This window comes from Streptomyces sp. NPDC046805 (genome assembly GCF_040645355.1).
Lineage (GTDB): Bacteria > Actinomycetota > Actinomycetes > Streptomycetales > Streptomycetaceae > Streptomyces.
Genome location: NZ_JBEYYC010000039.1, coordinates 1 through 19571 on the forward strand (window position 1 = coordinate 1; position 19571 = coordinate 19571).

General features: G+C 68.7%; 13 protein-coding genes, 1 tRNA gene and 4 pseudogenes. 11 read left to right on the forward strand and 7 right to left on the reverse strand.

What is annotated here, in order from left to right; genetic code table 11:
• Positions 1-616 precede the first annotated feature (616 nt).
• Positions 617-889 carry a hypothetical protein gene (locus ABZ910_RS31560; protein WP_361371840.1) on the forward strand — a complete coding sequence of 91 codons (273 nt, stop codon included), beginning with the start codon at positions 617-619 and terminating at the stop codon, positions 887-889.
• Positions 890-1541: 652 nt separating this feature from the next.
• On the opposite strand, the pseudogene ABZ910_RS31565 reads toward ABZ910_RS31560, so the two are convergent.
• A pseudogene (locus ABZ910_RS31565) lies at positions 1542-1715 on the reverse strand (DNA helicase); the annotation flags it as partial.
• 20 nt (positions 1716-1735) lie between these two features.
• Positions 1736-2791, reverse strand: a pseudogene (locus tag ABZ910_RS31570) (IS110 family transposase); the annotation flags it as partial.
• A 123-nt stretch (positions 2792-2914) separates the two neighbouring features.
• Between ABZ910_RS31570 and ABZ910_RS31575 the strand changes: the two are divergent.
• The 4 genes from ABZ910_RS31575 to ABZ910_RS31590 all read left to right on the forward strand — a co-directional run bounded on the left by ABZ910_RS31575 (position 2915) and on the right by ABZ910_RS31590 (position 10257).
• Positions 2915-3382, forward strand: coding sequence for a CU044_2847 family protein (locus ABZ910_RS31575; protein ID WP_361371843.1), 468 nt, complete (start codon positions 2915-2917; stop codon positions 3380-3382).
• Positions 3372-5657, forward strand: coding sequence for a trypsin-like peptidase domain-containing protein (locus ABZ910_RS31580; RefSeq protein ID WP_361371846.1), 2286 nt, complete (start codon positions 3372-3374; stop codon positions 5655-5657). Before ABZ910_RS31575 ends, ABZ910_RS31580 begins: the two co-directional genes overlap by 11 nt.
• 74 nt (positions 5658-5731) lie before the next feature.
• Entirely contained in the window at positions 5732-6637 is a 906-nt protein-coding gene (locus ABZ910_RS31585) for a MoxR family ATPase (protein WP_361371967.1), read from the forward strand.
• A 2-nt stretch (positions 6638-6639) separates the two neighbouring features.
• Complete coding sequence (locus tag ABZ910_RS31590; protein ID WP_361371849.1) at positions 6640-10257, forward strand: SAV_2336 N-terminal domain-related protein; 3618 nt, start codon at positions 6640-6642, stop codon at positions 10255-10257.
• 126 nt (positions 10258-10383) lie between these two features.
• Here ABZ910_RS31590 and ABZ910_RS31595 read toward each other — a convergent pair.
• Together ABZ910_RS31595 and ABZ910_RS31600 are read right to left on the reverse strand one after the other, a co-directional pair.
• A pseudogene (locus ABZ910_RS31595) lies at positions 10384-10731 on the reverse strand (transposase); the annotation flags it as partial.
• A gap of 206 nt (positions 10732-10937) precedes the next feature.
• Positions 10938-11078 carry a hypothetical protein gene (locus ABZ910_RS31600; RefSeq protein WP_361371852.1) on the reverse strand — a complete coding sequence of 47 codons (141 nt, stop codon included), beginning with the start codon at positions 11076-11078 and terminating at the stop codon, positions 10938-10940.
• A 586-nt stretch (positions 11079-11664) separates the two neighbouring features.
• Here ABZ910_RS31600 and ABZ910_RS31605 point away from each other — a divergent pair.
• From ABZ910_RS31605 to ABZ910_RS31620, 4 genes and pseudogenes are all read left to right on the forward strand, one after another.
• Complete coding sequence (locus ABZ910_RS31605; RefSeq protein WP_361371855.1) at positions 11665-12027, forward strand: hypothetical protein; 363 nt, start codon at positions 11665-11667, stop codon at positions 12025-12027.
• A 307-nt stretch (positions 12028-12334) separates the two neighbouring features.
• A complete protein-coding gene (locus ABZ910_RS31610) occupies positions 12335-12850 on the forward strand; it encodes a hypothetical protein (protein ID WP_361371858.1) in 516 nt (171 codons plus the stop codon).
• 37 nt (positions 12851-12887) lie between these two features.
• Positions 12888-13034, forward strand: a pseudogene (locus ABZ910_RS31615) (transcriptional regulator); the annotation flags it as partial.
• Positions 13035-13097: 63 nt separating this feature from the next.
• Positions 13098-13171 (forward strand) — tRNA-Met (locus ABZ910_RS31620).
• A gap of 731 nt (positions 13172-13902) precedes the next feature.
• Here the strand turns inward: ABZ910_RS31620 and istB are convergent.
• Positions 13903-14697, reverse strand: a complete 795-nt coding sequence (istB, locus tag ABZ910_RS31625) for an IS21-like element helper ATPase IstB (RefSeq protein ID WP_361371861.1) — start codon at positions 14695-14697, stop codon at positions 13903-13905.
• Positions 14697-15947 (reverse strand): IS21 family transposase, encoded by a 1251-nt coding sequence (gene istA, locus ABZ910_RS31630; RefSeq protein ID WP_361371864.1) that lies wholly within the window; start codon positions 15945-15947, stop codon positions 14697-14699. The genes istB and istA overlap by 1 nt, the downstream gene beginning before the upstream one ends.
• 541 nt (positions 15948-16488) lie before the next feature.
• Here istA and ABZ910_RS31635 point away from each other — a divergent pair.
• A complete protein-coding gene (locus tag ABZ910_RS31635; protein ID WP_361371970.1) occupies positions 16489-18081 on the forward strand; it encodes an IS1182 family transposase in 1593 nt (530 codons plus the stop codon).
• 35 nt (positions 18082-18116) lie between these two features.
• Here ABZ910_RS31635 and ABZ910_RS31640 read toward each other — a convergent pair whose 3' ends face one another.
• Positions 18117-19115, reverse strand: coding sequence for an endonuclease/exonuclease/phosphatase family protein (locus ABZ910_RS31640; RefSeq protein WP_361371867.1), 999 nt, complete (start codon positions 19113-19115; stop codon positions 18117-18119).
• Positions 19116-19237: 122 nt separating this feature from the next.
• Between ABZ910_RS31640 and ABZ910_RS31645 the strand changes: the two genes are divergently transcribed.
• Entirely contained in the window at positions 19238-19552 is a 315-nt protein-coding gene (locus ABZ910_RS31645) for a hypothetical protein (RefSeq protein ID WP_361371870.1), read from the forward strand.
• Positions 19553-19571: the final 19 nt, after the last annotated feature.

A 19571-nucleotide genomic window follows, 5' to 3' on the forward strand; every position in this document is an offset into this window, starting at 1 on the left:
GGGATCCGTGGTCTGCCCTCGACCAGTTTCGGACCCGGCCCTGGCAGCAACGGCTCAATGAGCGACCACAGTTCGTCCGAAACGATCCACGGCCGCGACTCCCTCTTCCCCACAACAAGACCAACGAGCAACCAAGCCGACAGTCACATGATCGACAACTTCTGTTAGGGCCTCTAAGTCGACACTTCGCTCCTCAACTGCACTCCGAACACTGCCCAGTCGGAAGTGAAGGGTGGTAAGTCTCGGAGTGGAACTGAACATAGGGGGACCTGTGGACGAATGGACATGCGAAAGCTGCCAGGGTGCAGTGCCCCAACGCGAGTCGGAGACGACAGCTGCGTCGGTACGCAGGCACGCGCGGGCCGCGGGTCACGCCGAGGCGAGTGTCCGTCGGTTATCGCCCGACGGTGCCGTGCTGCGCTGGCGCGTCGAGGGCGAACGCGAGCGGGGGCAGAGCGGTACCGCGGAGCGGGCGCGTCCTGAGGGGCCGGCTGCCGGTGTGCGGCCACGTCGGGTTCGTCGCGGGGAGTGGAGTCCGGTGTCGGGGTGGCACGTCCACGAACGTGGCGGGCGGTCCACTCGCAGAAGGCCGCGAGCACGCAGTGCGAAGGAGCCGATGAGGGTCGTCCAGGAAGCATGCGGTGTTGCCGTGCTTGCCTTCGTGCTCGGATTCTTGCTGGTGGGGATCTTCTCTGACCGTGCGTACTGCTGGTCGACTCCGGACGCGGAGCCCAATCGGTTCACCGGTTTCAGGGAGTGCTGGCAGGTTGAGGGGAGCATGTTCGACGGGGTGATGTCGTATCTGGGGGTGACGTTGATCTTGGCGGCACCGGTGATTGTCGTGGGCGCATTGGTATGGCTCTTCCGGTCCTCTACTCGAGGTCGGTGACGTGCGGATCCGACGCTCTGCCAGGCGCTTTGCCGCGATGTGATCACTCGTGACAGAGGGTGAGTGGGGTCACTGGAGGCCTAGTGCGTGGGCCGTACATTCGGTGGCTGCCTCTGAGTTCGGCGTGAGGCGCCGCCAGGTTCTGGCTGTCCTGTGCCGATGCGCTTCCTTCGAGTCGGGACTGCCCGGCGAATCGGGGGAGGAGGGGACCGGGGCCAGGGAAGCCTGGTGGCAGGTGCTGCTGGGGCGTGCGTTCTACCGCTACCGTGAGGGGCTCTGGGTGACGCCGCTACCGCGGCTGTCCTGCGCAAGACTGCGTCCACTCAAAAAGGTCCCATGCCGCGTCTCGGGGGCTCTGCCGACACTCGTGTCGCCGTGGGCCGTGCCATCGTGTATTCCTGATCTCGATCGTTCAGTTGCCCCTGCCTCATTTCGGTAATGGCGGGCTGCCATGAAGGTCGTTTGGGGCAGCAGCGGAGGGGGTCGCCGCGTTACTGGAGCTGGAGCCGATGAGGGTTTTGATGCGGGACAGGCGCCAGGACTGGTTCGGCCGGTGCGTGCCGTCGGCCCCTTGGCCATGTCCTGCTTCAGCACGGAGAACTACTTGTCGCTGAGAGCGCATCGCAATGTTCTCCGAAGTTTGATGCTGCCGTCATTGAGGATGCGGTTTGTCGAGCGGGTGGTGGTTGATCCAGCTCAGGCCGCCGAGGTCGAGGTGTCGGCGGGCGCGGGTGACGGCGACGTAGGCGAGGCGGGCGTCGGTGTCGTTGACGGGTTCGGGGACTGGGCGTCCTTGTGCGTCCGTCTGGTCGGTGTTTTTGGGCGGGGGTGCCTCTATGTCTTTCGTCAAGCGAGGCGTGGGGTTCTGGGTTCGTAGAAGGCGCCGTCGCGAAGCATCGCGAACAGCACGCTGATGCGGTGACGGGCAAGGCGGAGAAGGGCCTGCGTGTGGGTCTTTCCGCGGGCCCGGCAGCGGTCGTAGTAGGTGCGGGAGGCGGGATCGTGTAGGGCAGCGAACGCGGACAGGAACATCGCCCGTTTGAGTTGCCGGTTTCCGCCCCTGGGCGCGTGTTCACCATGGATCGAGGTCCCCGACGACTTCGTCGTCGGGGCGAGGCCGGCGTAGGAGGCCAGGTGGGCGGCGGAGGGGAAGCTGGTGCCGTCGCCGACGGTGACCAGCAGAACTGCGGCGGACCTGACCGCGACCCCCGGCATCGAGGTCAGGACCTTCGAAAGAAGGTGCTCCTCCAGCAGGGCCTCGATCTGGGCTTCCAGGGCCCGGCGCTGTTCGTGAACGGCGGCGAGCGAGCGGGCCAGGGACGGGATCACGATGTCGAGGGTGCCGGTGCCCGGAACGACGACGGTCTGCTCGTCGAGCGCGTCGAAGACCTCGTTGATCAGCCGCTGGGCCATGCGCGGGGCCATGCGCGGGGCCTTGGCCCGGATCACCTCAACGAGTCTGCGACGACCGGCCTTTCGCAGTGCGGCCGGGGAACCGTAGCGTTCCAGCGGCCAGGTCATGGCCTGGTGGTCCAGACGCGGTCCGAGCACGCGTTCCAGCGAGGGGTGGAACTGGGTGAGCAGGCCGCGTATCCGGTTGGAGGTGCGGCTGGCCTCGGCCGCGAGGTCCTGGTCGAAGCCCACCAGAACGGTCAGCTCGGCGGTGATCTCGTCGGTCAGTTCCAGCGAGCGCAGGGTGTGCGGCGTCGTCCGAGCTGCGTCCGCGATCACCGCGGCGTCCTTCGCGTCGGTCTTCGCCTCGCCCGGATACAGGTCGGCGATCCGCCGCATGGCCAGGCCCGGCAGGTAGGCGACCTTGCAGCCCGCGTCCCGGGCGACCGTCAGTGGCAGGGCGCCGATGGAGGCGGGCTGGTCCACGATCACCAGCACGGTGCCGAACTTTGCTGAACCTGGTGCTGGCCGACGGCGCAGAGACGTGGCGTGGCCTGGAGGCGGCGCTGGCGGCCGGCGATCAAATCTCGCGAACGGGACGCTGTTTGAGCGCAGTTGAGGCAGACTGACAAGGTGGCAGACTTCGTCGAATTCACCTTCGATGACGGGACGGCTCTGGCTTTACAGGTCTTCGACGCCCTCCCGTCCGCGCATACAGGCCCGCGGGAGGAGGCCGACGGCCAGGAGAGCGTGCCCGGGTTCGGCAGGTCCCGTCCGGTGGCCAGGGGCGCCCGGGTTGTGGCGGCCACCGAGGGAGCCCTGAACGCGCTGCTGGCTCCCCTCGTCCCTCTGCTGCAACGCGTTCACGAAACCGTCTCCACCGCGCCGAACCCGCCCGACGAGCTGGCCGTTGGCTTCGGGGTGCGCGTCGGCGCGGACCTCAAGCTCAGTGTCGTCGGCGCCACCGGCGAGGCCACCATGACGATCACCGCGACATGGCATCTATCGAGGCCTGCCGTGCCCGCGCCGTCCCGGCCGCCAGCACCGGTCACGGGCACGGTGTCCCCACCCGACTCCGCACCCGGCGCTCATGCGGGTTAAGGGCCGCAGCTGGTTGCGCACACGGGGCGCGGACGCTGCCGGGGCACGACAATCCCTCGTCTGTGTGCTCGACGCCGCTCGGGGCGTAACCGTAGGCAGTGGTGTCTATCTGGGTGATGGCCGGGTCCTGACCTGTTCCCACGTGGTGAACGACGCACTGGGCCGGGACCTCTTCGCCCAGGACGAGCCGACGGGAACCGCCGTCGGCGTGGCATTCCCTTACCTCGCATTCGGTGTGGCGATCCCCGCGCGGACCGTCGCCTGGATCCCTGCCCGTCGCGCGCTACCGCACGGTGCTCCCCAGCCCGCGCACACTGGGGACTTTGTTTGGTACGGCGACCTCGCGCTCCTGGAACTGACCGCTCGGGCCCCGGCGCCGGTTCAACCCATCAACTGGGTTCCCATGGCCGAAGGCCAGCAGGTGCGTGCCTGGCACGGAAGCGGCAAGCCGTTCAGCTACGCCGACGGCTCGGTCCAGTCCTGTGACGAGTTGGTCGGCTTCGTCGATTCCACGCTGCAGGGCGCGGCCATCAACCCCGGCTACAGTGGCAGCCCCCTGTGGTGCGAAGACCAGGGAGCGGCGGTGGGCATCGTCGTGGGCGTCATGGATCCGCCCCCCGGCGCATTCCACTCCGATCAGGTGATCCGCCGGACCATCGTCCTTCCCTGGCAGACCGTCCAGGCAGAGCTCGGTGCCGTCGACAGGCAGCACTCCGCGATCGCAGACGCCGCTGCTCCTGCCAGTCCGGACGCTCACCCGGACGCCGGGCAGCCGCTCAGTGTGGTGGACGCCGCCACCCGGCACAGCTGCACCGCGCTGGTGGCCGGTCTGCTCGCCGATCCCGGCAGATGCGCAGAGCACGGACAACGGCTCGCTCACGAACTCGGCCTCGACGTCACACCCCAGGTGCCCACCATCGACGACATCGTGGACGTGCTGCTCACCCGGCACCGGGCGATCGCCACCTTCGTCGAAGGGCTGACGGCGCCCGACCGCACCGCGGCGCGCAAGCTCTTGGCCCTCGGACGGGCCGCCACCCTTCCTGGCCTGCTGTCCGTCCGCGAGCACAACTGGCTTCTGGACCTGATGTCCAAGGACGTCCGTGACCGCTTCCCGGAGGCGGCCCGTGAGGCGCTCCCTCACACGACTCTCTTCGACTACCTACCCGCGCTCGGCCACGCGTCCGCGCAGCTGCGGGACACCGCCAGTGCGCGGACCGATGACGAGAAGACAACCGTCCAGCTGATCGCGGCTCTCGAGGAGTTCTGGGGCGACAGCGCGCCGGTACCCGACGGATCGCCGCGCGTGCCGGCCCTGCTGCGTGCGGTGGAGTATCTGGCCGCCACCTGTGTGCCGGACCGGATGCAGCGCTTCTGGGAGTGGTCCGAGCAAGTCGCCCGCCGGTTAGGGGTGGCCCGTGAAGCACTGGGCGAGCGCCGTGACGACGCGGCCGGCTGGGCACACCGGCGACGCAAGGGCGCAGGACCGCCCAGCCCGCGGCTGACCGTACGGCTCACCCCCTGCTCGGCGAACACCTACCGCTGCGAGGCATGGTACGACTCCGGCACCGGCGGCGACGAACGACAGGTGCTGGTCGAGGACGAGCCGCGCGCCCCGGCGGACCTGGTGCGTTTACTGCACCGCATCCTCGTCCGGGAGACCAGCTCCCTTGGGCCTGCTCCCGTGGTCCCCCTCCTCGAAGTCCTGCTGGAGCCAGACTACTTGGACGTAACAGTCGACCAATGGGACAACGAGGCCTCGCCCGATGAGTTCCCGGTCGTCCTGGGCGCGGAGTACGCCGTGGTGGTGCGCTGCCCCGACGCCCGCCGGGCACCGGAGTCCCTGCGGCACTGGCAGGCGCGCTGGGCGGAACTCGACAACGGCCGAGTTCTGCGCCTGGACCAGCGGCACACCAAGCCTTTGCAGGTGTACGGGCTGCTGAAGGAGGACCTGACGGTGGCCCGCGTCATCATCGACTGTGCGCCGCAGCACCGGGCCGCCCTGCGGGCGGTCTGTCTCGCCCTCGGAGTCCCGGTGATCGTCTGGGACCGGCAGGAGCCCGCCGGAAGCCGCGGCGACCAGCTGATCGGGCTCCTGCTGAACGGACCGGCACGAAGTCTGCCCCACCGGGTGCGCCGCCACAGGGCGCGGGCGCTCGCCGAAAGCGACGGGCCCGCGACCGCCGTGCTCTCACCTGCCCTGATGTGGGATGACGCCTCACGCCCGCCCCCGCGTCCGCTGTGGATCGATCCAACCGGCGAGGAGCCCATGTGACCGACACACGACACAACGCCGAGAGCGACGGCTGGAGCCTCTTCAAGGGGGACGGTCAGGTGCGCCGGGTCCGCATGCCCGAGGCTCCGCCCTGGCGGCGGTTCGGCCATCGAGACGCACCACAGACCAGCGCGCTCCCGAACGACCCGTACCGGCCCTACCTCATCGACCAGCCGCAGGTCGACGTGGTCAACGCCGCCCTGCATCTGCGCCGCCCGCTCCTGGTGACAGGACATCCCGGCACCGGCAAGTCGTCCCTCGCATACGCCATCGCCCACGAACTGGACCTGGGCAGGGTGCTGCGCTGGCCGGTGAACAGCCGCTCAACGCTGGCGGAAGCGCTGTACCAGTACGACGCCGTAGGCCGGCTGAGAGAAACGACGCTGAGCCAGGACCGGGGCGACCAGCCGCCAGACATCGGCCGGTTCATCCGACTCGGCCCGCTCGGCACCGCACTCCTGCCAGGCGACCGGCCCCGGGTGCTACTCGTCGACGAGCTCGACAAGGGAGACGTCGATCTCCCCAACGACCTGCTGACCGTCTTCGAAGAGGGCGAATTCGAGATTCCTGAACTTTCCCGGCTGCCGGCCGGTCAGGACGCGGCCCTGGTGCACACCATCCGCAGTACGGAAACCCAGCCCGTCGTCGGGGGTCTCGTGCGCTGCCGCGAGTTTCCCATCGTGGTCATCACCAGCAACGGCGAACGCGAGTTTCCACCCGCCTTCCTCCGCCGCTGCCTGCGTCTGCACCTACCCGACCCCGACGAGCGCCGACTGCGCGCCATCGTCGCCGCCCACCTCGGCCCGGACTCGGTGGCCCAGGTGGACGATCTGATCCAGACCTTCCTCGCCCGCCGAGCGCCGGGCGAACTCGCCACCGACCAGTTACTCAACGCGGCACACCTGCGTCTGGGCGGAGTCGATCTCGACGCCGAAGGACTGCTCGAAGCGGTGCTCCACCAGCTCGGAGGTGCTGTCTAGGCATGTCCGAGCGGCTCCTCAGCGTCCTGCGGCTTTTCGGCGAGCAACTGTCCGCCGAGGAGCTGGCCGACGTGCTGTGGCTGGCACAACGCCTGCCCAAGGGGGAGCACGCTCCGCTCGCCGTACGCCTAGCCCAGGACACCGGCTATCCCGCTGTCCCCGCCAACGACACGGCTGACGCACTGGCCGCACCCATGCCGCACACACCACCGCCGGATCCGGAAGCGACACCCGCAGAGCTGCATTCGGCACCCGATCCGTCCGGCACCGTCGAGGAACAGGACGGAGACGGCGGCTCCGCACCGGATGACGGCGATGACGAGGCCGCAGCCGACGGCCCCGCTCATCAGCCCCCGCCCGAACCGGAGCGGCCCAGGGCCCTCTCGATCCGTATCGCGCAGCCGCGCTCGCTGTCCAGCTCACTGTCGACGGCCAGGGCACTGCGTCCGCTGAAGCGCCACCGGCCCGACCACCGCCGGCGCGAGATCGATGAGTCCGCCACCGCGGCCAGGTTCGCACACACCGGCGTACTCGACGTCGTCACACATCCCGCCCGCGAACGCTGGCTGGATCTGTCGCTCATCGTCGACGACAGCGGATCGATGCTGCTGTGGCAGCAGCTCTGCACCGAACTACACGTGATCTTGCAGCGGTTGGGAGCTTTCCGGCAGATCCGCGTCTGGGGACTGAGACTTCGTGCGGGCCACACCCCCATGCTGTCCCCGCAACCCTTCGGTGCGTCACTCGCCCTGCTGCCCCCCGCAGTGGCCGACGACCCATCGGGGCGCACCATGACCCTTGTCATCTCGGACGGCGCCAACCGTGCCTGGCGCACGGGGGCGATGGCGGCCCTGCTCACCCGCTGGGCCTCGCGCGGCCCCACAGCCGTCATCCACGCCCTGCCGCCGCGGATGTGGCCGGGTTCGGCACTGCCAACGCGCAGATGGACAGTGCGCGTGCCGCGTCCGGGCGCGGCCAACACGGGGTGGCGGGTCAGGGACACGCTCCTGCCAGCCGAGCTCAGTCGGTTCACCGGCATCGCCGTTCCGGTGCTGGAGCCACGCCCCCGCGAGCTGGCCACCTGGGCACGAGCGGTCGTGGCCGGCGGCACGAGCACCGTGCTTTCGCTGTGGGACCCGCAGGCCGCCCGGACGGACACTGGGCGCCCCGAGATGACGAGCGCCCAGGCGGTACGGCACTTCCGGCGCACCGCATCTCCCGAGGCATACCGGCTCGCGGCACATCTCGCAGCCATCGCGCCCCTCACCGTGCCGGTGATGCGTCTAGTCGCGGAAGCCGTGACATGGAGCGCCACGACGACGCATCTGGCCGAGATCTTCCTCAGTGGGCTGATCCGTCTCGCCGAGAACGCGCCCCCGCAATCGGCCCCAGCGCAGGGTACCCTGAGCTACCAACACGGCCAGCGCGTCTTCTCGTTCACCGAAGAGGCAGGCGACATCCTTCAAGAGGCGGTGCCGACGGCTGAGGTCGTCGCGACAGCCCGCCAGGTGTCCGCGCTGATTGGCGAACTGATCGGAACCTCACCCGATTTCGCAGCCTGGCTGCACCGTACCGACGGCACCGAGCTGCTGCCAGAGCACGCCCAGAACTTCGCCTGGCTGGGATCCGCGCTGCTGCGGCGCCTCGGCCTGACGGGCGATACGGTGCCGGAGTGGGACACGCTGCCTCCGGTTCCACAGGAGGAACCGGAAAGCCCCCGGGACCCCTTCCACCTGCACGTGCCGTACGTGGGATATTCGACCATCGGCCAATCGCCCTTCCCCTGGCGGCAGCTCTCCGCACACGACCCCAAGCGGATCGGCGACTACGACCTGCTCGGTTGGGCACCGACCTCGGGCACAACCAACGTCTACCTCGGCCGTAACCCCGAGGGAGTGGAAGCGGCGGTGCGCCGCCCAGCCCACAACGCCCCAAGGACGAACCGGTTCCTGCTCCTAGAGGTGGCCGCGCTCAGCAGGTTCAACCATCCGTGTCTGCCGACACTGTTCGACCACGAGGCGGACGCCCCCCTCCCTTGGACCGCCGTCTCGCCCGCTACCGCGAGCCACGTGGGCAGAGCTCCGCATCTGGCAGAAGTGGTCGCCGCCACGGGCCCCTTAGGCACTGACGCCACGCTGGCCCTCGCCCGGCGCCTCGCCTCCGCACTGGACCACAGCCACGGCATAGGCGTCGTCCACGGCCGTCTGGCGCTCCGGCACATCCTGCTGACCCGGGACGAGCCCGTCATCGTCGGCTGGCACCGGGCGACCATCGACAGCCTGCCGCCGCAGCAGAACCGGGCCCCGGCACGCCCCGAGGACGACCTGAGAGCCCTTGCTGCGATTCTGGCCCATGCGGCGCTCGGCACCGACTGGCCCGCGCCCAGCTACCGCCGTTCCTCCGGCACCCTCGACCCCCTCGACGAAGCATGCTGGTCGGCTCCCGAGCCGCCCTCATCCGTCGATCCTGTGCTCCACACCCTCATCGGCCGGTGCTTGCGCGCCTCCGATGGCACACCCGCCACGGCCACGGGCGTCCTCGCCCTGCTGCGCGACCGGCTGCCGCCCCCCGACAGGAGCACCACCCTGCGGGCCTGGCTCTCCACCTCCGCACTGGAGCTGATCGGTGACGCGAAGCTGCTGCGCACCCCGCCGCGGCAACTGGGCAGGCGTGAAGGCCCGCAAGTCCCCATCACCCCAGAGGAGTCCGCCGCACAGAACACACCGTCCCTGGTCGGCGCCACCTCTCCCAAGTGGGACCTGCTCCCGGGATCAGTCCCGACCCCAGGCCGACTGAAGCGCCTGGTGCGCCGCTCCGCGATGCCGATCCTGGATCCCCGGGACGGCCCGCCGGCCCCCTGCGTGGCGGTGATCGGCGCTCAGCCCGGTTCAGGCCGCAGTACTGTTGCAGCGCACCTGGCGTCCGCGCTCACCCCACGGGCGGGCTCGCTGCGAGGCGGGCGGAAACGTGTCCTGATGCTGCCGCTAGACCGGGCGCTCGGCGTCTTCGGCTACCGCCTGCTCGCCGCGGCGGACACCTCCGCCGTCGCCGCCACGCTTCCCGATCACCACGGACACATGCCGGCCCACGCACGGGCCTGGGGCACGCGCACCGACGCTCGAGGGGCGCACTTCCTGTACGGGCAGGTGCCCGTCGGAACTCCCGTCCGCCTGGACGCATCGGCCGTTCGACGCGGCGTCGACTGGCTGAAGTCCTTCGGCACCCTGGTCGTCGACGCGAGCGGCACCTTTCTGCCCCCGCAGGACAGCCTGCGCACTCTGCTCGGACGGGTGGACCACCTAGTCGTCACGTCGACCACGCGGCCCCAACACCTGGACACGGTCCTGAGGCAGATCGACTGGTTGTCCGAACACGGCTACGAGGAACTGGTACGGACGGCGACACTGGTGCTTTCGGACGTGCAGGGCCCAACCGAACACCAAGACGCTCCGGCGCAGGCCGACAGACTGAACGACATCGTCGGAAGCACGTGCTCCGTACCCTACGACGCCGCTGTGCACCGGCTCGGTCTCGTCGACAGTTCCGCTCTCGCCCCGGCGACCCAGCGCGCATTCGACCTACTCGGCCTCACGGTCGCCTCCGCATTGGCCTACGCCTGACCGGTCGGGTGTGTCAACTTAACGGCTGATCATGGTTGTTGAGGTATCAGCTGTTGCTGAGGGTGAGGCGGCCCTCGAAGGCGATCTGGAAGGCGTTCAGGGGTGCCTTCCAGCGCATGGTCCACCGGATATCTCCCCGTGGGTCAGCCCCTTTGCGGACAAGGACAACACGATCTCATCGACGCCGGTCAGACGGCGCTGCCGTTTTTTGACGATCTGCGGCTCAAAGGTGCCGGCGGTGTCGCGCGGCACCTTGACCTCGACCGGGCCGACGTCGGTCAGCACGGTCTTGGCCCGGGTGCCGTTGCGACTGTTGCCGTTGTTCTTCCCAGCCGGATCGTGCTTCTCATAGCCGACGTGATCGGTGATCTCGCCCTCCAGGGCGGACTCGAGCACCCGTTTGGTCAGCTGCTGCAACAGACCACCCTCGCCGGTCAGTTGCAAGCCCTCGTTCCGGGCCCGGTCAACGAGCATCGCGACGAGCTGTTCATCCGACGCCGCACTCGGCGGTGCCGGAACCACCTGCTCGGCCTGCTCGTTCTCCACGGCGGTCTCCGTCATCAGACGCATCTCCTTGATCATCAGATCCGCCGTCTATTGGACACTCCCGCCCGTAATCGGTGAGCTGCAAAACGAAACGCTCCGGCCCAGAGGAAGAGAACGGCATCGCGTGACATACCTCATTCCGCTTCCATGCGGGCTGCGAGGTAGGCGCTCCAGTCGTCCTTGGCGTAGTTCGCCCATCTCTGGGCTGTGTCGGGGTGCATGCCGAAGAGGTCGGCGACCACGATGGGCGGGAGGCTGGTGACGGCTTCGATCATGGCGGTGTTGCGGGCGGAGAGGACGGGCAGCCCGAGCTGATTCAGCAGGTCCCATCGTCAACCAGAACACGAACCGTGCCGGCGTGTTGCCCCCGCGCCCGCGGGGATCGTCCGAGCAGGAGGAACGGGGTGCCGCCGCAGAGGAGGTCGCCCCCGCGCCCGCGGGGATCGTCCGAAGGGGTCGCGCCGGGCGGCTTGGGACGCCTGGTCGCTCCCACTTGAATCAGGAGCTGCTGCGCTGGTCCTTCAGCCGTTTCGCCTAAGTCCCCGGGATTTTGGCCTGCATCGCCTACCGGGCGCGGCTGGCCAAGAGGAAGCCGGTGCCATTCCCACCTCTGAAGCCGGGGACTCTCCCACTCCACTCTCGCGGGGGCAGGATGCCTGGCATGAATGAAGCCTGGGCTGCGATTGTTGCCGCCGTCACCGCTGGTGTATTTGGTATCGGAGGCGTCCTCGCCGGCATCTACGTCGGCCGCCGCCAGACCACTGACCAGGCCCACGTCGAGCACGGCCAGTGGTTACGTGGGCAACGCCAGGAGGCCTACCTCGCCTCCGCCGGCACACGGTGGTGCAGGAGCTCCGTGCCGTGCAGGAGTCGTGGGACGAACGCGTGCACGACTGGGAAGTCGCTGGGGGCGGCTACCAGCATCCGGGCGAGGACGTGGAAGAGATCCTGGCGGGTGCCTGGGCGTGCGTGCGGCGGGCTGTGGAACGCATTGACTTCCTCGGTCCCCGGAGGGTGGACGAGATGATGAGGCGGCTGGAGGACGCCTTCGTGGGGATGCGGGACGAGATCCTCGCCCAGCTGGACCGGGAACCGCCGCGGGTGGACCCGGAACGTTGGGAGCGGGCTCTCACACAGGCGATGGTGGCACGCGGCAAGTTCCATGCTGCGGCGATCCGCACGCTGCGCACTCCACCCAGTCCGGAGGAAGAAGAGGAGCTGTAACCCAGGCTGGTGCTGCTCTGAGATGGCTAGAACGTCCCGCAACTCCTGTACGGCGTCCTCGTGGTGGTACTCGATGGGGTGCCTCGTACAGGTCCAGGGCATGGACATTCTGTATGAACAGGAACCGCGGGCTTGGCGGCACTCGCGGTGGAGACGTACGGGTGAGGTCCCCCGGCGGTTGGGCAGCCCTTCGTGTGCGGCGACATGGTGACGAAGGCCGAGTGCGGCACGGTGCCCCGACGGCAGTGTGGGGCAGCGCCGGGTGGGGAACGGAGTGTCGCGGGGGTTGGCTGACATGGGGGGCGGGATGGAGATTGCGGCGTTGGTGGTGTCGTTGGTGGCGCTCGGGGTGTCCGGCGCGGTGTCGTGGCGGCAGTTGCGGCTCTCGGAGCAGGCCAACACACTGCCGGTGGTGGTGGACCTGTTCAGAGAACACCGCAGCGTACGCCTGGCACGGGCGCGCACCTTCGTGCATGAGGAACTGCCTGCCTGCGATCTGTCCCTGGGGCTGGCTGGCCTGCCTGCCGAGGGACAGGACCTGGTACGCGAACTGGCCTGGTACTACGACAACCTCGGCGCCCTCGTGACACACGGCGTGGTGGAGATCGAGCCCGTCTCCGGCTACCTGGGCGGATCAGTGATCTCGGTGTGGGAGCACATGGAGCCGCTGGTAGCGGTGGAACGGGCCCGGCGCGCACAGAATGATCTGCCGGACCCCAACCGGTGGCAGGAGTACTTCGAGAATCTCTACCATCTCGTTCGGGAGACGCCTGCCGAGCAGGCTCGGGCGGGGACCCGGTTGTGGCGGTTGTCCGGCCGATGACACACCGACAGCGTGATGGGCCCGTGCGCGCGGGGATAACGTGCGCCGCTGGGACCGCATCGCCGGCTCCTGGGCGCCCGGCGACTACCAGAGTCTCGACGCCGCGTGGCAGGACACGATCGTCGACCTCGGCTCGCAGCGGGGTCAGTACGAGTACGTCACCAATGTCGGCTTGGCCGCATAGAAGCCCTGCGTCGGACGGTTGTCTTCGGTGCCTGCTGGGATGACGTAGGGTGGGGGATACCGACGCGGGGTGGAGCAGCTCGGTAGCTCGCTGGGCTCATAACCCAGAGGTCGCAGGTTCAAATCCTGTCCCCGCTACTGCCGAAGAGGCCCGGATCTACATGATCCGGGCTCTTTCGTGTTCCCTGGACGATCCTCACGGGATCCGAGCTGAACGCTCGAGCAGCCACGTTGCGCTCGGCGAGACACACACGGCCAGCCCGACCGAGCCCCCTGCTGTCATCTGCCGCGCCCCCTCTCATGGGCCTCCTCGTGCTCCAAGGGCGGGCACCTCTTGCGGCGACTCCTGCGACGGATGTTGCACCAAAGGCCGCGCCACCTGCCTTCTCCCGCCTGGTGCCGCCGCTGTGTCGGCACAGGTCACCATGGATACGCGGGCGTGGTCGAGGGCGTGACATCCCCTCAGCGGCCGCTCAGCCCTGCACACAGTGACGAAGGTGGTGGGGTGTGGTCGGCGTGGCTGCTTCGGGGACGGGGGCGCAGGTGCGCAACTGAGCGTCGGCACGACCTCCGCGCCGTCCGCGACTCGGTGGGTGCACGAGAGGCCGGCACTGATTGTCGTACAGCTCGGCCCTCTGCAAACGGGGCTGGCAGGCGGTCCGCTCCGGTCGCCGGCCGGCGAGCTGGTCGGCCTCCTTGGCCATGCCCCGACTGCCGTCCGAGTCCTGCTAGGCGTCTCCGCGCCTGCGGGGGTTGTTCAAGGCTCTTCAGGTATGGCAGTAGCGGCTGGCTGGCTGTCTGTCGGCGACGGCTGAATTGTGAGCCAGTGCCGACGGATGAAAAGTGACCCCCGCTGTCGTTGATGTCGGTCATTCCCCGGTGTTGGCCGTGGGAACCCGTCCGAGGTCGCGGCCGCGCATGCGGTAGCTGTCGCCCTTGAGTGAGATGACTTCGGCGTGATGGACGAGGCGGTCGATCATCGCGGCGGCGACGGTGTCGTCACCGAAGACCTCGCCCCAGCGTCCGAAGGGTTTGTTGCTGGTCACGATCACCGAGGCCCGTTCGTAGCGGCCCGAGATGAACTGGAAGAAGAGGTTCGCCGCCTCGGGTTCGAAGGGGATGTATCCGACCTCATCCACGATGATCAGCGGGATCCGGCCCAGCCGGGTCAACTCGTCGCTGAGTCTGCCCGCTTGGTGGGATTCGGCGAGGCGGGTCACCCATTGGGCGGCGGTGGCGAAGGCCACCCGGTGGCCGGCCTGGCAGGCCCGGATGCCGAGCCCGGTGGCCAGGTGTGTCTTGCCGGTGCCGGGCGGCCCGAGGAAGATGACGTTCTCCTTGCCGACGACGAAGTCCAGCGTCCCCAGGTGGGCGATGACCTCGCGTTTCACGGAACGCTGGTGGTCGAAATCGAAGTCCTCCAGCGACTTGCGGGAGGGGAAGCGGGCCGCTCGGATGCGCCCCTCGGCGCCATGCGAATCGCGGGCGGCGACCTCCCGCTGCAGGCAGGCCGCCAGATACTCCTCGTGGCTCCAGCCCTCATCACGGGCCCGCTCGGCGAGCCGGACTGCGGCGTCCCGCAGGGCCGGGGCCTTCAACGCCTTGGTCAGATAGACGAGTTCGGAGGAGACATCACGGCTGTTCGTCGTCTGCTTGGTGGCCATCACGCGACTCCCTCGCCGGTGCTGAGGCCGCCGTCGATGACGCCGAAGATCCGGTCGTAGGTGTCCAGCGACCGCTCTTCGACTTCCGTGGTCACCGTCGGTGCCGCCTTCTTGGCGACGACCTTCTTGCGGGCGGCTGCGGCAGCCGCCGCGTGATCGGGGTCGGTGATGGTCTGATGGCGGGCCCAACTGCGGGCATGACGGGCGACCTCGACGCCATCGCAGGTCACCAGGACCTGGTCCGGGTCGGCGGCGACCTCGATGCGGCGGCCGACGGCCAGCGGATGAACCGAGTAGTCGCAGGTGTCCAAGCGCACGTAATGGTCCCGTGGCAGCCGCAGCGATGCCTTCCACCAGCCCGGCGGGGCGATCGGCGGCAGGGCCAGCATGCGAGAGCGGTCGGTGTCCAGCCGATCCGAAGGACGGGCCTGCAAGGTGCGGTGGATGCGCCGGTTGGCCCTGGTCAACCAGTCAGCGAGCTGAATGTTGAAGTCCGCCGGCGAGGCGAACACCCGCCCGGGCAGAAACGACGTCTCCAGATAGCCGTTGGCCCGCTCGACCAGCCCCTTGGCCTCCGGATCGCGCGGCCTGCAGAGCAGGAACTTGATGCCCAGCAGTCCGGCGAACGCAGCAAATTCGTCCGTGAGTTGAGGGCCGCCGGGCCGCCATGAGCCGACGGCTCCCTCGTTGTCCCAGACCAGCACCCGCGGGACGGCTCCCAGCTCGGTCAGCAGCCGCCAGTGCCGGGCGATCAGGTCGGCGGCCGACCTGGAGGGCAGCATCCGTGCGGTGATCCACCGTGAGTAGCCCGCCACCATCACCAGCACCGGCGGCCGCCCCACCTGGCCGAAGCCGAGCGGGGTGTCGGCAGGCGGGAACCACAGGTCGCACTGGCCGATCTCGCCCGGCTCATAGACCGTCCGAGAGGCCGGATCCGCCGGCCGATAGGCCGGCCGCAAGTCCCGGATGCGGTCCTTGAGTACGGTCAGGCCCCGGTCCCAGCCGATCGGCTCGGCGATCACCGTCGCCGGCATCTCAGGCCACTGCTCGAGCAGTTCACGGATCTTCGGTTCGACGGCGTCCACGATCGAACCCTTCGGCGCCCGCTGGTACTTCGGCGGCGCATCGTCCGCGATCGCCCTGCGGACGGTGTTCCTCGAGATCCCCAGCTTCCTCGCGATCGCCCTCACCGGCATCTGCTCGGCCCGGTGAAGCCGACGGATCTCCGCCCAGTCCTCCACGCTGATCACCACTCCTCCCGGCCTGACTCAACGAGCCAGACCTCTTGGAGGGGTCAACTTTCAAGTGTCGCTACTGGTCCACTTTTCAGCCGTCGCCGACACGGGGATCGTCCGGGGCGCCGGGCCATCGAGTGGGCCGCTACCTGTCGCCCCCGCACCCGCGGGGATCGTCCGACTCCCCGCTCATCGATGACAACCCGGTCGTGGTCGCCCCCGCACCCGCGGGGATGGTCCCGAATCGATCGGGTCGGAGTCGGGCTTCAGGTACTGCTCCCCGCGCCCGCGGGGATGGTCCGTCTTGTCGGCGACGGCTGAATTGTGAGCCACTGCCGAGACGCTTGACTCTGTCGGGGATCTTGGAGTTTCCCGGTGCGACAGCATGATCGACGGGCATGCTCGGGTAGTTCCGCCGATCGATGCAGCTGCCGAGGTGCCCGTTGTCCCTTCGCCCCCGTTCCGGTGAGCAGGTCCCGCCTCTGACTGCGCAGGTTGCGCGGGCGAGCACCCGGGCGGCACGACGGCGATATGGGTACGTGACCGGCTGGATGGGCTGTGGTGCGACGAGGACTTCGCCGACTGGTACTCGCGAGACGGGCGTCCGGCTCTCTCACCTGCACAGCTGGCCACCGTCTGTGTGCTGCAGTTCCTGCTTGACCTGTCGGACCGGCAGGCAGCCGAGGCGGTCCGTTGCCGCATCGACTTCAAGTACGCGATGGCCATGGAGCTGGACGACCCCGGCTTCCACCACAGCGTGCTGGCCGACTTCCGCGACCGTCTCGCCGAAGACGACCGTGCCGACCGCCTCCTCGATCTCGCACTGGCTCGTCTCAAGGAGGCCGGACTGGTGCGCGAGCGCACCACGCTGCGCACGGACTCCACCCATGTCCTGGCCGCGGTGCGGGATCTGACCCGCCTGGAGATGGTCACCGAGGCGGTCCGCGCCGCTCTCGAAGAGGTCGCCGGCATCTCCCCGCACCTGCTGGACGAGCTGGTCGATGAGGGCTGGGGGCTCCGCTACGGTCGGCCGGTCCGCCTGGGTAAGAACCCCACCAAGCCCAAGACCAGGATCCTTGCCACCGGAAACGACGCCGTCCGGCTCCTGGAACACCTCTACCGGCACGGAGCAGACCGCACGGCCGGTCCTCGCGTCCAGGCCCTGCGCCAGATCATGGTGCAGAACTATCACCGTGACGCCGCAGGACACCTGCACTGGCGCACCGCCGAGAAGGAAGGCGGGCCCGGACTGCCGCCCTCGTCCCGGGCGGTCGTCTCGCCCTACGACACCTCGGCCCGCTACGCACGGCACGGACACATCATCAGCTGGAAGGGGTTCTCCGCTCACCTGACCGAGACCTGCGCTCCCGGCATCCCCAACGTGATCACGGACGTTGCCACCACCGCGGCCACCACCCACGACAGCCAGGTCCTGCCCGGCATCCACACCCGCCTGGCACACCGCGGACTGCTGCCCGCCGAGCACCTGGTCGACGCCGGCTACACCTCCCTGCCCCACCTGGAACAAGCCACCCGCGAACACCAGGTCACCGTCTCCGGGCCGCTGAAGAGCAACCCCACCCGCCAACACCGCCGAAATGAGGGCTTCGCCCGGGACGACTTCCGCATCGACTACGCACGTCAGCAGGTCACATGCCCGCAGGGGCAGGTCAGCGCGGGCTGGCACGGCCCCTACCCGACCTCCTCGCCCACTGCGGCCCCGCTGATCGTGGCCAGGTTCACCAAGAGCCAGTGCCGCCCCTGCCCGACCCGCACCCAGTGCACCTCCACCGTCGACAGCGCCCGCACCGTGGGCTTTCCCCCACGAGAGCTCCGCGACCTGCAACTCCGTGTCCGCACCGAGCAACAGACGCCCGAGTGGAAGACGCGTTACGCCGTCCGCTCCGGAGTGGAGGGCACGGTCAACGAGTTCGCCCATGGACACGGCATGCGGCGCTGCCGCTACCGAGGGCAGGGAAAGGCCCACATCCAGCACGTCCTGACGGCCATCGCCGTCAACATCGAGCGCCTCAGCGGACTGCCACCGGCCGAGGAGGCCCTCATCCCCCGCCGACCGACTGCCTTCCAGAGCTACCTCGACCAGCGCGAGTTACCTCGGCTGAAATCCTGGCGAACCCTGGGCAGTTGACCTCGTCAACCCCAAGATCCCCGACAGAGTCAAGCTCAGTCGAAGTCGAAGGTGGCGACGACGGGGGCGTGGTCGGACTCGGGGAACTTGACGTCCGTGGCGAAGGCGAGGGACTCGTCGTGGAGGACTTCGTTGTGGATCTCTGAACCGCGGTAGTGCGTCAGCAGGTTGCGGGTGACGAGCATGTGGTCGAGCATCTGGCCGCGGCCGTGGTGGAAGAGGGTGTAGCGGGCCTCGTTGGGAATGGTGTGCTCGATGGGGACCAGGACGCGGGCGGCGAGGTCGCCGTTGCCGGTGTCCTCGACGTTGCCGCAGATCGCCAGGACCGGGACTTCCTCGGGCTCGGCGTTGAAGTCGCCGGCGACGATGATGCGCGCGTCCGGGTCCTCGCCGAGGATCTGGTCGACGAGGCGCCGGACTTCCAGGGCCTGGCTCATGCGCTTCATGGACGACAGGAAGCTGCCTTCGGCCCACGCATCCGCGGTGCGCCAGATGCCCTTTTGGGAGTCGAGTACCTGGCCGGGGATCTCGGTGGGGATCTTGGACTTGAGGTGCACGGTGATGATGTGCAGCAGGCGGCCGGGTTCGGCGTGGTCGATGTCGATCTGGGCGTGCAGGATGGGCCGTTCGATACCGATCGGGATCGGCTTCGTGTCGGGGGGTGTGGCGGTGAGCCGCTGGTAGTGGGGCTCGGCGACCAGGTCGTTCTTCAGCTGCTGGTGCTTGATGACCGGCAGGTGGGTGGCGACGACCAGGTTGCGCATGTCGAAGACCGCGTCGTCCTCGGGTTTGGTGCTGACCAGGGCGGCCCCGTCGAGGTTGGTTCCCTCGAGTAGCTCCTTCAGCGCCAGCAGCGCACGGGGCTGGCCGGGGCGCTCCTGACCGTGGACTTCCTGGAAGCAGGCGATATCAGCGCGCAGTCGGCTGATCTGCGGCTTCATCAGCTTGACGCGTTCGGCGAGTGATGGATGCGCGGTCGGAGCCGTCTCGTCGAGGTTTTCCAGGTTGAACGTGGCAATCCGGATCTGTGTCACAGGTGCCCCAGGGCTCGCCATGGATGATATGCAGAGAGTAACGAAGTTGTTCACGTATTGTGAGGGAAGCGGCTCGGCGTTTCGCCCGCCGACTGCTGTCAAAAGCCACCCAGCCTTGCCTCTTGAAGCTGGCGCGTCTTTCCTGGCATCAGGGTCGTTGGCCAGCCATGAAGGCGAACACGATGCTGGCGGGGCTTCCTGCCGCGCCCTCCTGCTGGTTTGCCCCGGCCACGCACACCGATGACGACATGAACGTCGGCAGCGGGGTGCCCCCTACGCCCGCCGCGGCGCCGACGCGGCCGGTGGCGGCGGCCGAGGAAGACACGGCTGCATCGCTGGCGCAGCCCACGCCGACACCGTCCGCCTCGATCGCCGTTGCGCGGCCGCGACTGGCCCGGCTGCGCAAAGCCCTGCGGCGACTGTTCCGCAGGCCCTGAATCTCGTCGACGACCCCGG

Excerpts from the sequence above, each read along its gene's own strand:
- ABZ910_RS31560 (WP_361371840.1), top strand. The coding sequence starts at position 617 with ATGAGGGTCGTCCAGGAAGCATGCGGTGTTGCCGTGCTTGCCTTCGTG.
- ABZ910_RS31580 (WP_361371846.1), top strand. The coding sequence starts at position 3,372 with ATGCGGGTTAAGGGCCGCAGCTGGTTGCGCACACGGGGCGCGGACGCT.
- ABZ910_RS31585 (WP_361371967.1), top strand. The coding sequence starts at position 5,732 with ATGCCCGAGGCTCCGCCCTGGCGGCGGTTCGGCCATCGAGACGCACCA.
- ABZ910_RS31590 (WP_361371849.1), top strand. The coding sequence starts at position 6,640 with ATGTCCGAGCGGCTCCTCAGCGTCCTGCGGCTTTTCGGCGAGCAACTG.
- ABZ910_RS31600 (WP_361371852.1), bottom strand. The coding sequence starts at position 11,078 with ATGATCGAAGCCGTCACCAGCCTCCCGCCCATCGTGGTCGCCGACCTC.
- ABZ910_RS31610 (WP_361371858.1), top strand. The coding sequence starts at position 12,335 with ATGGAGATTGCGGCGTTGGTGGTGTCGTTGGTGGCGCTCGGGGTGTCC.
- istB (WP_361371861.1), bottom strand. The coding sequence starts at position 14,697 with ATGGCCACCAAGCAGACGACGAACAGCCGTGATGTCTCCTCCGAACTC.